Origin of the sequence: Acetoanaerobium pronyense (genome assembly GCF_017874355.1) — a bacterium.
GTDB lineage: Bacteria > Bacillota > Clostridia > Peptostreptococcales > Filifactoraceae > Acetoanaerobium > Acetoanaerobium pronyense.
Map to the genome: position 1 here is coordinate 142,628 of NZ_JAGGLI010000001.1, position 15,969 is coordinate 158,596.

Here is a 15,969-nt window from a genome sequence, read left to right on the forward strand (position 1 = left end):
TAAGAAAATATCCTTGGAAGTAGGAGGAATAAAAATGAATTTTCAACAAATGATATTAGCGTTACAAGAGTACTGGGCAAATCAAGGTTGTATTATTATGCAGGCTTATGATAGTGAAAAAGGTGCGGGAACTATGAATCCCCAGACTTTTTTAAAGGCCCTTGGACCAGAGCCTTGGAAAGTATGTTATACAGAGCCATCAAGAAGACCTGCAGATGCAAGATATGGAGACAATCCAAACAGACTATATCAGCATCATCAATTTCAGGTGATAATGAAGCCTTCTCCGGCAAATATACAGGATATATATCTTAAATCTTTGGAAGCAATTGGTATTGATCCTAAAAAACATGATATAAGATTTGTTGAGGACAACTGGGAAAATCCTACCTTTGGAGCATGGGGGCTTGGATGGGAAGTTTGGCTTAATGGTATGGAAATCACACAATTTACATACTTTCAACAAGTGGGTTCAATAGACTGTGAGTTAGAATCTGCAGAGCTTACCTATGGTCTGGAAAGAATAGCTCTTTATCTTCAAGAAAAAAACAATGTATATGATATTGATTATACAGATGAAATAAAGTATGGAGATATATTCAAAAAAGCTGAGTATGAGCATTCTGTATATAGCTTTGAGCTTTCTGATAAGGATATGCTTCTTGAACTTTTTAATTCCTATGAAAAAGAGGCAACAAGGCTATTAGAGCACAAGCTTGTAATGCCTGCCTATGACTATGTACTTAAAAGCTCTCACACCTTTAACCTTCTTGATGCTAGGGGTGCTATAGGTGTTAGTCAAAGAGCTTCATATATAGCTAGAGTTAGGAATATGTCGAAGAAGATAGCTGCTGCATATGTTGAGCAAAGAAAAGAAATGGGCTTTCCACTATTGAAGGGTGGTGTTTCAAATGAATAAAAACTTACTGCTTGAAATAGGAGTTGAAGAAATTCCGGCTAGATTTATATCAAAGACAAAGTCAGATATGAAGCAGTATCTTTTAAATAAATTCAAGGAGCTTAGAATAGATTGCGAAGATATAAATGTAAAAGCTACACCTAGAAGACTTGCAATATTTATAAAAGGACTATCAGAAACACAAAAATCCATAGAAGAAGAATACAAAGGGCCAGCTAGGAAAATTGCATTTGATGAAGCTCAAAATCCAAGCAAAGCTCTTTTAGGGTTCTTAAAAGGTAAGGGCGCTGATGAGAAGGATATATATTTTAAAACTTCAGGTAAGGAAGAATATATCTATGTAAAGGTTTCAAAAATAGGAGAAAAAACAGAAAGCCTTCTAAAAGACTTATTTGAAGGTATGATTAGAGCCATGTCTTTTCCTAAATCCATGCAATGGGGCGGGAAAAATATAAGATTTGTAAGACCTATAAGATGGTTTTTATGTATCTTTGGAGAAGAAATATTAAACTTTGAAATAGAAGGAATAAAGTCTGGAGATATTACTAAGGGTCATAGATTCTTAGGAAATTCAGAAATAAAAATAAGTTCAATTGATGAATATGAAAAGAAGCTTGAGGAGAACTTTGTAATTCTTGATGACAAAAAAAGACAGGGTATGATTCTATCCCAGTGTAATGAAGTAGCTAAAAGTCTAAATGGACATATGGTGATGGATGAAGAGCTTTTAGAAGAGATTACTTACCTTGTAGAATACCCTACTGCTTTTTATGGGGATTTTGATGAAAGTTACCTATCTCTTCCTAAGGAAGTTATTATTACACCAATGAAGGAACATCAGAGATATTTTCCAGTAGTAGATAGCGATGACAAACTTATAAATAAATTTATTACTGTGAGAAATGGTGATTCAAACGGAATAGAAAATGTAAAAAAAGGCAATGAGAAGGTTTTAGATGCGAGATTAAGTGATGCTCTATTTTTTTATAATGAAGATTTAAAAAAGCCTCTTGAGGCATATGTTCAAAGACTTGATACGATTGTATTTCAGCAAAAGCTAGGAACTCTCCTTGATAAAACCAAGAGAATTCAGACTCTTTCGGGACAAATTGCCAAAGAACTTAATATAGCTTCTGATGATTTAGAAAGATCTGCATACCTTCTTAAGGCAGACCTTACTACATCAATGGTATTTGAGTTTCCTGAGCTTCAAGGTATAATGGGTAGATACTACAGCTTAAACGAAAATAAAGCTGTAGGTGAGGCTATCTATGAGCACTATCTTCCAAGATTTGCAGGAGATGAGCTTCCCCAAACAGAAGAAGGTATTATTCTTTCTATAACAGACAAAATAGACTCTCTTGCAGGGTTCTTTGCAATAGGTATACAGCCAACGGGTTCTCAGGACCCTTATGCTCTTAGAAGACAGGCTCTTGGGATATTAAATATATTGATAGAAAAGAAATTAAATATAAAGGTAGAGACTCTTGCTAGATTAGCTCTTCAAAACTTTGATTTTCTAGAATTTGATAGAGAAAAAACCCATAGTGAGCTTATGGAGTTCTTTGGTCTTAGACTTAAAAATCTATTTAGCGAATTTGGTATAAGGTATGACGTGATTGATGCCATTATTGAAGTTGAAGACTCAAATCCATATGACCTTAAAGTTAGAGCTGATGAGCTCGACTATTTTGTAAAAAATCATGATGTAACTGATATACTAAATGCTTTTTCAAGGGTATGTAATATTGCAAAAAAGGGTAGCCTTGGAGAAGTAAATGAAGATTTGTTTGACTCAAGTGAAGAAAAAAATCTTTGGAGAGTATACAAAGATATAAAGTCTGATGTAGAAACATTCCTAGAAAATAAAGAATATATCAAAGGAATTGAAATGCTTGTTTCTATTAAAGACGATATTGATAAGTTTTTTGATAGTGTAATGGTAATGGATGAGAACCCAGATATAAAAGAAAATAGATTAAGAATGCTAAATCATATTAAACACACCATGGAGAAAGTAGCAGATCTTTCAAAAATTGTAGACTCAAAATAAATAAAAAGATTATAGGAAGAACCTTCTACAGAATAAGAAGGTTCTTTTTTCGCTTCTAAAATACTCAGAATATTTTTGAAATTGTTATAGAAATTTAAAATAAAGGGGTATAAGTAATTATAAAATAGTATGGGTTTTAAAGATATTTTTTTAACAAAGGAGGATAGGTATGAGCACAAATATTAAAAGTCTTGAGATTACAAAAGAGAATCAGGAAAAGCTAGACAAAGTAAGAGGTCTCTCTATTGACTCCAAAAATCAAGAAGGATTTCTTATACCGCTACTTCATGAGATTCAATCCTTGTTTGGGTATTTGCCCCAGGAATCACTTCAGATTGTCTGTGAAGAAACCAAGATTTCAATGAGCGAAATATACTCAGTAGCGACTTTTTATTCTCATTTTAATTTAGAACCAAGAGGAGAGTATATAATTAGAGTTTGTTTAGGTACAGCATGTTATGTAAAGGGATCTCAGGATATTTTGGACAAGCTTTGCTCAGAGCTTAAAACTGAAGTGGGAAAGACTACAGCCGATGGGAAATTTTCAATTGAAGCGGCAAGATGCCTAGGGGCGTGTGGCCTTGCTCCTATTCTTACAATTGGAGAGAAGGTTTATGGAAGGCTTGTATCTGACGATGTACTTAGAATTTTAAAGAATTATGAAGAATATAATGAATAAGGAGGAGACTTTTATATGAATATTGAGGAGCTACAATTTATAAAAGAAAAGAATCTTAGCCTTATGAGTGAAAATTCCGACAGTAAAATTACAAGAATTATGGTAGGGATGTCAACCTGCGGAATTTCAGCAGGAGCAGATGCAGTATATGAAGCTATAGAGGATGAGGTAGAGAAGCTTGGCTTAAAAAATGTAAGGGTATGCAAGGTTGGCTGTATTGGAATATGTAAGCTAGAACCTTTAGTAGAAGTGATAAAGCCTGGAGAGGAAAAAACTACCTATGTAAAAATAACCCCTTATAAAGTAAGGCGCATAGTAGCATCCCATGTACTTTCCGACAAGCCAATATATGATTTTATGGTACATGTTATAAACGGAAAGATTAGTAATGATTATATACCTATTAATGATTAGGGGGGGATTATATGGAACTACTTAGACTTCAGGTTTTAGTATGTTCAGGAGAGGAATGTGCAAAATCTCAAAAATTAGGACTCTATAATATATTTAAGACGGAAATAAGGAAAAATAATCTAGAATATGAAGTTGAGTTAATAAAAACAAAATGCCTTGGACTATGTGATTTGGGTCCAGTAGTTATAGTCTATCCTAGTGATATAGTATACTGCAATATTAAAAAGGAAGATGTGACTGAAATTGTAAAGCAACATTTTTTAAAGGACAAGGTAGTAGATAGACTTGTTTACAAAGAGGATAAAAAATCAAGAATCAATAACCTTGATGAGCTAGAACTCTTTAAAAGACAAAAGAGAATCGCACTAAAAAATTGCGGAAAAATCAACCCTGAAAATATAGAAGAATATATAGCATTTGATGGATATTTTGCACTTTCTAAAATACTGAATGAAAGAACTAAAGAAGATGTAATAGGTATCATTGAAGAATCAGGATTAAGAGGTAGAGGTGGAGGTGGATTTAAAACTGGACTAAAATGGAGGCTTGCTTCAGCTGAAGAATCAAACCAAAAGTATGTAATCTGTAATGCAGATGAAGGAGATCCAGGAGCCTTTATGGACAGATCTATACTTGAAGGGGATCCTCATAGCGTCATAGAGGCAATGGCTATATGCGGTTTTGCAATAGGAGCGAGTAAAGGTTTTATATATGTAAGAGCAGAATACCCACTTGCAGTTGAACGCCTCAAGATTGCAATAGCTCAAGCCTACGAAAAAGGAGTTTTAGGGGAAAATATATTTGAAAAAGGATTTGACTTTGATATTGAGATAAGGCTAGGAGCAGGAGCCTTTGTTTGTGGTGAAGAAACTGCGCTAATGCAGTCAATAGAAGGAAAAAGAGGGATACCAATGCCAAAACCCCCTTTCCCAATAAAAAGTGGATTATGGGGAAAGCCTACAGTAATAAACAATGTAGAAACACTATCAAGTATACCTCAAATAATACTAAATGGACCGAGCTGGTTTAAAAGTATAGGAACCCTTGAGAGTCCTGGAACAAAAGTATTTGCCCTTGGGGGTAAGATATCCAATCCAGGGCTGATTGAAATTCCTATGGGAACTACTTTAGAAGAAATAATTTATGAGATAGGAGGAGGGATTCCAAATGGAAAGGCCTTCAAAGCCGTACAGACAGGAGGGCCATCCGGAGGATGTATCCCAAAAGAAAATCTTGATACTCCAATAGAATATGAGACCCTTAGAGAATTAGGCTCTATGATGGGTTCTGGAGGAATGATTGTTATGGATGAGGACAACTGCATGGTAGACGTAGCGAGATTTTTCCTTGATTTTACTAAAGATGAGTCCTGTGGAAAATGTCCTCCATGCAGAATTGGAACAAAAAGACTTCTTGAAATACTTGAAAGATTAACTCTGGGTCATGGAGAGGACGGAGATATTGAAAAGCTTGAGCACCTAGGAGAGGGAATCAAAAAGACAGCACTTTGTGGACTTGGACAAACAGCTCCAAATCCAGTACTATCGACATTGAGGCACTTTAAAGATGAATATGAAAACCATATATATGAAAAGAAATGTACTTCTAAATCATGTCGTGCACTATTTGTATATGACATACTTGAAGAAAAATGTACAGGTTGTGGAATATGTGAAAGAAACTGTATTGTAGGAGCTATATCTGGAAAAATTGGAGAGGTCCACATAATAGATCCTCTAAAATGCGTTAGATGTGGACTATGTGAACAGGTATGTAAATTCAAAGCTGTAGTAAAAGTATGATAGGAGGAAGGTATTCAAATGAAAAATATTGAAATCAAAATAGACAATAAAATAATAAGTCTTCCTCAAGGTACTACTGTTCTTGAAGGAGCAAGAAAATTAGGAATTAAAATTCCTACCTTATGTTACTTAAAAGATGTTAATGACTTTTCAGGATGTAGAGTATGTGTAGTTGAGATGAATGGAAAGCTTTTAAGATCCTGTACTTTAGAAGTTGAAGAAGGACTTGATATCAAGACAAACTCAGCTCTTGTAAGAGAGGGGAGAAAACTTATTCTTGAACTTTTACTCTCTAACCATAATAGAGAATGTACAACTTGTATTAGAAGTGAAAACTGTGAACTTCAAAACCTTTCAAGAGAATTAAATATAAGGGAAATACCCTACGAAGGGGATAAAAGCAAAAACTTTTATGATGATTCATCAACAAGTATAGTAAGAGACAGCAGTAAATGTATACTTTGTGGAAGATGCATTGAGACATGCGGAAAGATTCAGACCGTTCATGCAATAAATTTTGCAGAAAGAGGATTTAAGGCAAAAGTATCTCCACCATATGAAAAACCACTGAAGGATACAGTATGTATAAACTGCGGTCAATGCATAATGGCATGTCCAGTAGGTGCATTATATGAAAAAGAGAATATAAAAGAAACCTGGGAAGCTATAGCTGACAAAGACAAGGTTGTAATAGTACAGACTGCTCCAGCTATAAGGGTAGCACTGGGAGAAGAATTTAAAATGCCTGTAGGTGCTAGAGTGACAGGAAAGATGGTTGCTGCACTTAAAATGCTAGGCTTTGACAAGGTTTTTGACACTGATTTTGCAGCTGATCTTACTATAATGGAGGAAGGTACAGAATTTTTGTCTAGACTTGAGTCAAAAGAAAACCTTCCTATTTTTACTTCATGTTGTCCTGGATGGGTAAAGTTTGCAGAGCATAACTACCCAGAAATATTAAATAATTTATCCACCTGCAAGTCTCCAAGTGAGATGGAAGGAGCTCTTATAAAAAGTTATTTTGCTAAAAAAATGGATATAAATCCTAAAAATATAGTAAATGTTTCAATAATGCCGTGCATTGCAAAAAAATTTGAAGGGCAAAGAGATGAACTAAGTACAGACAAAATTCAAGATGTGGACATTGTACTTACAACTAGAGAGCTAGCTTCGATGATTAAAGAGGCGGGAATAGACTTTAAGAATTTAGAAGATGAGGCATTTGACAATCCATTTGGAGAGGGTAGTGGAGCCGCTGCTATATTCGGTGTTACTGGAGGGGTTGCAGAAGCTGCATTAAGGACGATTTTTGAAATAGTTTCAAAGGAAAAACTTGAAAAACTAGAGTTTGAGAGTATTAGAGGTCTTGAAGGTATCAAGGAAGCGGAAATAAACCTTCCTGATGAAAGGAAAATTAAAGCAGCAGTGGTTCATGGTCTTTCAAATGCAAGAAAAGTAGTAGAGGAAATCCTTGAAAATCAAAAACACTATGATTTTGTAGAGGTAATGGCATGTCCAGGAGGATGTATTACAGGAGGAGGACAGCCTCTTATAAATCCAAAAGAAATGGAAGCAGCTAAGGTTAGAGAAACAAGACTTAAGGGTATATATGAAGAGGACGAAGCTCTCATTATACGGAAATCCCACGAAAATCCTGATATCATTAAGATTTATGATGAGTTTTTAGAAAAACCAAATAGCCATATTAGTCACAAGTATCTTCATACCAAGTATAGACCAAGAGATAGATACTAGTTTATTAATTAAATAAAAAGTTTTATTATTTATTTAATGTATATTTTATAAATTAAAAAGAATAAAAATGTATCTTTGATTTTTTCGAAGATACATTTTTAATGGAATTTTAATCTAATTTTTCCCAAACTTAGCCATTAATACTTATTCATTGTAGTATAATATAAATTATCAGATATTTACGAAAAAATTAGGAGGGGTTTTAGCTATATGGTGGAAAATAAATATAAAAACCTAATGATAAACACAATTAGCAGAAAAACCTCAAATATTGAAGAAGATATTTTAGTAAATCCTGTTCATAGAAAAGGCTTTGCACACAATGATAAACTCATGGTCACTCCAATATATTTTTACAGATTTATTGGAGCTGATAGCATAGAGACTTATGAAAACTGGGTTAAAGATCTTGATGAAAGGCTATCAGATTTAAAAAATCTATATATTAGATTAGAAAAAGGATTTGAAAAGGTAATAGATATATCATTTATTACAGAATTCAACCGGAGTTGGGGGGATGTAGAAAAACTTCCTATTAAGAACTCCAAAAATATTGTGGAAAAAACTCAGCCCTTGTTTCCTAAAGTTGAAAAGACAAAACTAAATCTCCTAAAGGAAAAAACTGAACTTCTCTTAGATATTTATATAAAAAATCAGCCAAATATAAATATCACTAAAAACTTTTATATCAAAATTCTATTTTGGCTAAAAAAGCACATTGAAAATTCTTTTGATGCCTATGTATATGGGGAAGATAATCCAAAACTTCTTTATATAGGAGATATACAAAAGGATGAGGTTTATTTTTTAATTCTTCTTTCTATGATTGGATTTGATATAGTTTATTTAAATCCTCAAAACAATGGAAAATTTAATGAGGTTCCAGAGTCCTCTGTATATTCCCATGAAGTGATTTTAGGGGAATATAAGGATATAGAGTTAGATTTTAGTAAAGTCTCTAAAGAAAGACTTGAAACAGTAGCTTATAAAGCGTCAAGAGAGATAGAAAAAATACTTCATACTGAAGATAGCGGAATGTATTCGCCATGGCAGTTTGAACACTATGAGGTTATTGCACAGACCATAAAAACAACCCTTGAGGAGCTTCTGATAATTTGGGATGAAGAAGCGAGATTTAGAGAAGGGTTTAAGATAGACAGCGGTAAGGTTCTTATTCCAAATGTATTTGGAAAAATAAGCGGAACCTGTGACCAAATAGAGGATTATTACAAAATGTATAGTACTCTTGCAAAAGAAAGTCCTATGAAAATCTTTGTTGGGAAAATACCATTCACTGCGCAAAGAGGATATGCAGCAAGTCCTGGAATCATAAATTTTGATGGAACCTTAAATAAGGAAAAAATAAAAAGCCTTCCAGAATACAAATTTCACCATCTAAGATTGTCTGTTCAAAATATGATATTAAATGCAATCGAAAAACTTATAATTTACAAGGAGGATATATTCAATTTTAGTCTAGCACCAAATTTTTCTGTTCATATAATATATACAATCCTTGGGCTTGAAAAAAAATATTTGGATATAATTCAAAAATTTGATTATCCATTTGAAATACCAAAGCTTGTAATATTTGACACTGATGAAAAAATATTTAACAAAGAAGATTTGATTGTAATATCTTTTTTACACTTTATTGGATTTGATGTAGTAATATTGACTCCAACAGGTTATAACAACATAGAAAGCGGAATTAAAAGTGGTTATTATGATATACACAAATTAAAAGAACTTAGATTTGATTTAAGTTTAGAGGGTATGAATTCAAAATTAGAAAGAGAAGTTACAAAAAAGAGGGGATTTTTCGGTTTTTTCACATTTTAGTATATAAAAAATCAAAGGAGATGAGAATATATGAGTGAGGAACTTGAACAAAGGGAAGTAGATTTAGAAAAAAAGATTAATGAGGTTCAGCTAAAGATAAAATCTTCACCAGAAGTAGTAAGACTTGCAGATGGTCTTGATACTAGAAATGCTCAATCAATAATGAATTTTGGTCAGGAAACTGCTGTAGAGATATCAAAGTTTAGTGACAAGATTCTTTCATCCATAAGCAATTCGTCTGTAGAAGATAGCGGAAGAATGCTTCAACAGCTTAATTCAATAATGAGTAAATTTGACCCTAAGGATTTTGAAGAAAAACAAAGAGGATTTTTGTCTAAAGTATTTAATAAGGTAAAGGATGATATAGCAAGACTTCTTGATAAGTATCAAACTATGGATAATGAAATGTCAAAAATATATGTGGAAATAAAGCAGTATGAAAGTGAAATAAATAAAACAAACAATATGCTTGAAGAGATGTTTGAAAAAAACATTCAATATTATGAAAATCTAGAAAAATATATTGCTGCAGGACATCTTATTTCAGAAAGAATGAAAAAGCATATAATTCCACAGCTTGAAAATAAAATGAATACATCTGGTCAACAAATGGATGTAATAAATCATCAAAATGCTCTTCAAACTCTTGAAATGGTCGAGCAAAGGGTATATGACCTTGAAATGGCAAAGATGGTGGCTCTTCAAACGGCTCCCCAGATTAAACTGATTCAAAGGGGAAATTATAACCTTCTTAGAAAAATAGGTAGTGCATTTGTAATTACAATTCCTGTATTTAAAACAGGACTGATACAGGCAATTGCAATTAAAAGACAAAAAATACAGGCTGATGCAATGAAGGCACTTGATGATAAAACAAATGAAATGCTTATGAGAAATGCAGAAAATATATCTACTCAATCAATAGATATTGCAAGACTTACAAGTGGCTCAAGCATAAAAATTGAAACCTTAGAAAAAACATTTGAAACTATAATGAATGGTATTTCTGAGACAAGGCAAATTGAGGAAGATAATAAAAAGGTTAGAGAAGAAGGTAGAAAAAAATTAATTGAGCTTCAAGAAAAATTTGAGAATTCTAAAAAACATTAATTAAATTGAAAAGGAGAGATTGATATGGCTATTAGTTTATCAAAAGGACAAAAGGTTGATCTTACAAAAGGAAATCCAGGACTTACAAATGTACTTATAGGGCTTGGATGGGATACAAATAAATATGATGGTGGTTTTGACTTTGACCTTGATTCAGCTGCATTTTTGACATCAGAATCAGGGAAAGTAAGAAGTGACAATGATTTTATTTTTTATAACAATCTAAAGGATTCTACTGGAAGCATTTCTCATCTTGGAGACAACCTTACTGGAGAGGGTGAAGGTGATGACGAGCAGATTAGAATAAATCTAAAATCAATTCCTGCTGATATAGCAAAAATTTCCTTTACAGTAACAATTCATGATGCTGAAAACAGAGCACAAAATTTTGGTCAGGTAAGCAATGCTTTTATTCGAGTTGTTAATGAAGATACAAAAGAAGAACTTATAAGATATGATCTTTCTGAAGATTTTAGTATAGAGACGGCAATTATAGTAGGAGAGCTTTATAGAAATCAAGAAGATTGGAAGTTTAGTGCCGTTGGAAGCGGTTTTCAAGGCGGATTAAAAGCACTTTGCCAAAATTTTGGGGTTAACGCAGGTTAATAGAGGAGGAATAATATTGAAATATGAAATTTTATATCAAGATGCTTTTCCAATATTAAAAGCCTACTTAAACAAAGGTGAGACTGTTAAGTCTGAATCTGATGCTATGGTTTCCATGTCAAACACAGTAGATGTAGAGGGAAAACTTGAAGGAGGAATACTAAAGGGAATAGGAAGAATGCTTGCAGGAGAAAAATTCTTCTTTCAAATACTATCTGCAAATAGAGGTCCAGGTGAAATCCTCCTTGCTCCATCTGTTCCTGGAGCGATAGTTGATGTAGAGCTTGATGGAAGTTATGGTCTTAGAGTTCAAAAAGATGGATTCCTTGCAGGAACTGAAGGAATATCCATAGATACACAGATGCAAAACCTTACAAAAGGAATATTTTCTGGAGAAGGATTTTTTATACTAAAGGTAAGTGGTAAAGGGACTGTCTTTATCAATTCTTATGGAGCTATTCATCCTATAAATCTAGAGGCGGGGGAAGAAGTGGTTATAGACAACAGTCACCTTGTAGCATGGCCTGACCATATGCAGTACAGCATAGAAAAAGCATCCTCAGGATGGATTTCAAGCTTTACTTCTGGGGAGATGCTTGTATGTAGATTCAGAGGACCTGGGACTGTGCTTATTCAAACAAGAAACCCTAGAGGCTTTGGTAACTGGATAAGACAATTTATTCCATCTCAAAGCAAATAAGAAAATATTAGGAGGCAATAGTTATGGCTATAAGCTTACAAAAAGGACAGAAAGTTGATCTTACGAAAGGAAATCCAGGACTTTCTAAAATAATGGTAGGACTAGGATGGGATCCTGTAAAGCAGCAATCAAAGGGTTTGCTAGGTTCTCTTTTTGGAGCTAAAGATGCAGATATAGATTGTGATGCATCTGTACTAATGCTCAACGAAAATGACAAGCTTTCATCTAATAGTGACCTCATTTATTTTGGAAATCTTAGAAGTAAGTGCGGAAGTATACTTCATACAGGGGACAATCTAACTGGTGAAGGTGATGGAGATGATGAGGAAATTATAGTAGAGCTTGCTATGGTCCCTGAAAATATAAAAAAGCTTTTCTTTGTAGTTAATATTTATGATTGTATTAAAAGGGGGCATGACTTTGGAATGCTTGAAAATGCCTTTATTAGAATTGTAGATATGAATACAAAAAAAGAGCTATTAAGATATAATCTTAATGAAAACTATTCTGGAAAAACTGCAGTTATGGTGGCTGAAATATATAGAAATGGAAATGACTGGAAATTTGGTGCTATAGGAGAAGGAACAAGGGATACTTCTCTTTCAGATATAGCAAAACGATTTTAAGTTATGAAAGGAGATTAACAAATGGGAATTAATTTATCTAAAGGGCAAAGAATTGACCTTACGAAAACTAACCCTGGTCTTAAAAAGGGAATAATAGGGCTAGGATGGGATACAAATAAGTATTCAGGTGGATATGACTTCGATTTGGATGCTTCTGCATTTTTAGTAGGTGCAGATGGAAAGGTAAAAAGTGAAAATGATTTTATATTTTACAATAATCTTCAGGGGGGAAATGGATCTATAGTTCATACAGGAGATAACAGAACTGGAGAAGGTGAAGGAGATGACGAACAGATAACAATTGAATTTGATAAAGTTCCATCTCATATTGATAAAATAGCAATTACTGTAACTATTCATGATGCTCCTCAAAGAGCACAAAACTTTGGACAAGTAAGTAATGCTTTCGTAAGACTTGTGGATCAAGATACAAACGAAGAAATATTAAGATATGACCTTGCAGAAGAATTTTCTATTGAGACAGCTGTAGTATTTTGCGAGCTTTATAGAAGTGGTTCTGACTGGAAATTTAACGCAATAGGAAGTGGATTTCAGGGAGGACTTCATGCACTTTGTACAAATTATGGTCTAGAAGTTGGTTAGAAGGAATTTAGTATTAAAGGGTGTAGTCTAAATGGCTGCACCCTTAACAGATTACAATTTTATATGGATTTTTAGGAGGAAGATTAATGAAATACGACATTCAGGGATTAAATAACGACGAAGTCTTAAAATCAAGAGAAAGCCATGGCTCAAATAAACTTACACCACAGGATGTAGAAAGTTTTTGGGATAAGCTTAAAGGAAACTTTGAGGATCCTATTATAAAGATACTGATGCTTGCTCTTATAATAAACGTAATATTTTTCTTTATGGGTCAAACAGAGTGGTATGAGGCACTTGGTATTGCTATTGCAGTAGTTCTTGCAACAACAATCTCTACATGGTCGGAATATACAAATGAAGAATCATTTCAAAAACTTCAAGAAGATGCCTCTAAAATTATTTGTAAGGTATTTAGAGAAGGAAGTATTCAAAATGTTCTTATAGATGAAATCGTTGTTGGAGATGAAGTGCTCCTTCAATCTGGGGATAAGATACCAGCAGATGGAAAGCTATCCCACGGAAATTTAAAAGTAGACCAAGCGGCTCTTACAGGAGAAACCAAAGAAATAAAAAAGACATCTCAAGGGATAATGGAAAATAGTGAAAAAAATACTGACCTTTCAAATCCTTTTGACGTTTACAGAGGAACTATAGTGGTTTCAGGGGAAGGAATATTAAAGGTTGAAGAAGTAGGCGATAAGACATTTTATGGAAACCTTGCCCAAGAAATGCAGGTTGATGATAGAGAATCACCTCTTAAAGTAAAGCTATCTGCTTTAGCAGAGGGGATAAGTAAATTTGGATATATAGGTGGTACCTTAATAGCCATTTCCTTTATGTTTAAAAAGGTGCTAATAGACAATGCATTTGAAGCGGCTGAGATAGCTAATTATTTTTCAAGCTGGCAGACGGTGGCAAATGATCTTGTTACAGCTGTTATACTGACAATAATAATCATAGTTGTTGCTGTTCCAGAGGGGCTTCCTATGATGATTGCAATGGTTCTTTCATTGAATATGAGAAAGCTTCTAAAGGACAACATACTTGTTAGAAAGCTCATAGGTATAGAAACAGCTGGAAGCCTAAATATATTATTTTCTGATAAGACAGGAACTATAACCAAAGGAAAGCTCGATGCAGTACTATTTTTTGGAGGAGACAAAATCGAATATAGTAAATATGAAAATATTCCTCCAAAACTAGGTAGAATTTTAGATGTATCTCTTAAAAAGAATACAAATGCTGTAATAAAAGGGGCTTGTGAAGGGTGCGAGCTTGAAGTAATTGGAGGAAATGCAACTGAGAGGGCTCTTATACATTTTGTATCACAAAATGATGAGACTAATTCAGAGTCTGATACGATAAAAGCAATTCCATTTAATAGCGAAAATAAATTTTCGGCAACACAGATTAAAGGGGAGCATGACATGACCCTTATAAAAGGTGCTCCGGAAGTGATCCTAACTAAGTGCAAGACTTACTATGATGAAAATGGAGATATCAAAGATCTAAAAGATACAAAAGAAATTGAAAGTCAGATAGATATTCTATCTGAAAAAGCAATTCGCGTAATTGCAATAGCTACATCCGATGAACCTCTTACAGATGATGTGAATTTCTCAAACCTTACTTTAGTAGGAATTGTTGGTATAAGAGATGATTTAAGACCAGAGTCTGTAAGTGCAATAAAAGAAGCTATGGACGCAGGTATTCAAGTAGTAATGATTACAGGGGACAGAAAAGAGACAGCCGTTGCTATAGCTAAGGATGCAGGTCTTCTTCAAAGAAAAGAAGATATAGTTCTTACATCTCAAGATATTCAAAAGCTATCAGACGATGAGCTTAAAAAAATGCTCCCTGATATAAGAGTAATTGCAAGGGCTCTTCCTACTGATAAATCAAGACTTGTTAAAATTTCTCAGGAGCTCAACCTTGTTATAGGTATGACAGGAGATGGAGTAAATGATGCCCCAGCTCTAAAGAGAGCAGATGTTGGCTTTGCAATGGGAAGTGGTACTGAGGTTGCTAAAGAGGCTGGAGATATAGTTGTACTTGATGACAACTTCCTTTCTATAACAAAATCAGTATTATACGGAAGAACAATATTTCATAGCATTAGAAAGTTTATAGTCTATCAGCTTACAGTAAATGTAGGGGCAATTCTCATTGCATTTATAGGACCATTTATTGGTGTGGATTTACCTCTTTCTATGACTCAGATGCTTTGGGTGAATCTTGTAATGGATACCCTTGCAGCTCTAGCCTTCGGTGGAGAAGCAGCTCTTCATAAGTATATGAACGAAGCTCCAAAGAGAAGGACTGAATCAATAATAAGTAAGGATATGTGGAGTGCTATACTTGTAAATGGTATTTTTGTTGCAGGAATGTCTGTTTTCTATCTGACATCCCCAGCAATAAGAAGTCTTTTTAGAACTGGAGGACCATCAAATCCAGATATATATTTCCTTACAGGATTCTTTGCTATGTTTATATTTTTTAATGGATTTAATGCATTTAACGCAAGGACCACAGAGGTACGTTTATTTAAAAATATGAATCTTAACCCAAGCTTTATAAAAATAGTTATTTTAATATTTACAGTTCAGGTTATATTGACATATATAGGAGGAGAAGTCTTAAGAACAGCAGGACTTACACTTTCAGAATGGCTTGTAGTTATAGGACTTTCGATTATAATAATTCCCCTAGACCTTTCAAGAAAGGTAATTAGAGACAAGTTTTTCGTAAAACCTGAAAAATTCAAAGAAACCTCACCAGATATTTCAGAAGAAGCAGCATAAAAGAAAGTCAGCAGATTATTCTGCTGACTTTCTCCATACTTTACAGTCTAATGGAG

The 15,969-nt window shown here is 33.8% G+C and carries 13 protein-coding genes; all 13 read left to right on the forward strand.

All coding sequences use genetic code 11. The annotated features are described in order from the left end of the window. The first annotated feature begins 34 nt into the window (after nucleotides 1-34). Complete coding sequence (gene glyQ, locus J2Z35_RS00695) at nucleotides 35-919, forward strand: glycine--tRNA ligase subunit alpha (RefSeq protein ID WP_209658308.1); 885 nt, start codon at nucleotides 35-37, stop codon at nucleotides 917-919. Next, entirely contained in the window at nucleotides 912-2,972 is a 2,061-nt protein-coding gene (glyS, locus tag J2Z35_RS00700; RefSeq protein WP_209658310.1) for a glycine--tRNA ligase subunit beta, read from the forward strand. Before glyQ ends, glyS begins: the two co-directional genes overlap by 8 nt. A gap of 169 nt (nucleotides 2,973-3,141) precedes the next feature. Further along, on the forward strand, nucleotides 3,142-3,651 hold the full coding sequence (locus J2Z35_RS00705; RefSeq protein WP_209658312.1) for an NADH-quinone oxidoreductase subunit NuoE family protein: 510 nt from the start codon (nucleotides 3,142-3,144) through the stop codon (nucleotides 3,649-3,651). A 15-nt stretch (nucleotides 3,652-3,666) separates the two neighbouring features. After that, nucleotides 3,667-4,065, forward strand: a complete 399-nt coding sequence (locus tag J2Z35_RS00710) for a (2Fe-2S) ferredoxin domain-containing protein (protein ID WP_209658314.1) — start codon at nucleotides 3,667-3,669, stop codon at nucleotides 4,063-4,065. 11 nt (nucleotides 4,066-4,076) lie between these two features. Then, complete coding sequence (locus J2Z35_RS00715; RefSeq protein WP_209658316.1) at nucleotides 4,077-5,867, forward strand: NADH-quinone oxidoreductase subunit NuoF; 1,791 nt, start codon at nucleotides 4,077-4,079, stop codon at nucleotides 5,865-5,867. An 18-nt stretch (nucleotides 5,868-5,885) separates the two neighbouring features. Continuing rightward, the gene (locus J2Z35_RS00720) at nucleotides 5,886-7,622 is read left to right on the forward strand and encodes an NADH-dependent [FeFe] hydrogenase, group A6 (protein ID WP_209658318.1); all 1,737 of its coding nucleotides are present in this window, start codon (nucleotides 5,886-5,888) and stop codon (nucleotides 7,620-7,622) included. A gap of 210 nt (nucleotides 7,623-7,832) precedes the next feature. Further along, a complete protein-coding gene (locus J2Z35_RS00725) occupies nucleotides 7,833-9,464 on the forward strand; it encodes a YceG family protein (protein WP_209658320.1) in 1,632 nt (543 codons plus the stop codon). A 30-nt stretch (nucleotides 9,465-9,494) separates the two neighbouring features. After that, nucleotides 9,495-10,574, forward strand: a complete 1,080-nt coding sequence (locus J2Z35_RS00730; RefSeq protein ID WP_209658322.1) for a toxic anion resistance protein — start codon at nucleotides 9,495-9,497, stop codon at nucleotides 10,572-10,574. A 24-nt stretch (nucleotides 10,575-10,598) separates the two neighbouring features. Further along, a complete protein-coding gene (locus J2Z35_RS00735; protein WP_209658324.1) occupies nucleotides 10,599-11,180 on the forward strand; it encodes a TerD family protein in 582 nt (193 codons plus the stop codon). A gap of 16 nt (nucleotides 11,181-11,196) precedes the next feature. After that, entirely contained in the window at nucleotides 11,197-11,880 is a 684-nt protein-coding gene (locus tag J2Z35_RS00740; protein WP_209658326.1) for a TIGR00266 family protein, read from the forward strand. 23 nt (nucleotides 11,881-11,903) lie between these two features. Beyond that, nucleotides 11,904-12,506 carry a TerD family protein gene (locus J2Z35_RS00745; RefSeq protein ID WP_209658328.1) on the forward strand — a complete coding sequence of 201 codons (603 nt, stop codon included), beginning with the start codon at nucleotides 11,904-11,906 and terminating at the stop codon, nucleotides 12,504-12,506. A 21-nt stretch (nucleotides 12,507-12,527) separates the two neighbouring features. Beyond that, nucleotides 12,528-13,109: a TerD family protein gene (locus J2Z35_RS00750; RefSeq protein ID WP_209658330.1), complete on the forward strand. Its 582-nt coding sequence runs from the start codon at nucleotides 12,528-12,530 to the stop codon at nucleotides 13,107-13,109. Between the two features lie 86 nt (nucleotides 13,110-13,195). Further along, a complete protein-coding gene (locus J2Z35_RS00755; protein WP_209658332.1) occupies nucleotides 13,196-15,913 on the forward strand; it encodes a calcium-translocating P-type ATPase, PMCA-type in 2,718 nt (905 codons plus the stop codon). Nucleotides 15,914-15,969: the final 56 nt, after the last annotated feature.

Coding starts and splice junctions, on each gene's coding strand:
- glyQ (WP_209658308.1), top strand. CDS start 35: ATGAATTTTCAACAAATGATATTAGCGTTACAAGAGTACTGGGCAAAT.
- glyS (WP_209658310.1), top strand. CDS start 912: ATGAATAAAAACTTACTGCTTGAAATAGGAGTTGAAGAAATTCCGGCT.
- J2Z35_RS00705 (WP_209658312.1), top strand. CDS start 3,142: ATGAGCACAAATATTAAAAGTCTTGAGATTACAAAAGAGAATCAGGAA.
- J2Z35_RS00710 (WP_209658314.1), top strand. CDS start 3,667: ATGAATATTGAGGAGCTACAATTTATAAAAGAAAAGAATCTTAGCCTT.
- J2Z35_RS00715 (WP_209658316.1), top strand. CDS start 4,077: ATGGAACTACTTAGACTTCAGGTTTTAGTATGTTCAGGAGAGGAATGT.
- J2Z35_RS00720 (WP_209658318.1), top strand. CDS start 5,886: ATGAAAAATATTGAAATCAAAATAGACAATAAAATAATAAGTCTTCCT.
- J2Z35_RS00725 (WP_209658320.1), top strand. CDS start 7,833: ATGGTGGAAAATAAATATAAAAACCTAATGATAAACACAATTAGCAGA.
- J2Z35_RS00730 (WP_209658322.1), top strand. CDS start 9,495: ATGAGTGAGGAACTTGAACAAAGGGAAGTAGATTTAGAAAAAAAGATT.
- J2Z35_RS00735 (WP_209658324.1), top strand. CDS start 10,599: ATGGCTATTAGTTTATCAAAAGGACAAAAGGTTGATCTTACAAAAGGA.
- J2Z35_RS00745 (WP_209658328.1), top strand. CDS start 11,904: ATGGCTATAAGCTTACAAAAAGGACAGAAAGTTGATCTTACGAAAGGA.
- J2Z35_RS00750 (WP_209658330.1), top strand. CDS start 12,528: ATGGGAATTAATTTATCTAAAGGGCAAAGAATTGACCTTACGAAAACT.
- J2Z35_RS00755 (WP_209658332.1), top strand. CDS start 13,196: ATGAAATACGACATTCAGGGATTAAATAACGACGAAGTCTTAAAATCA.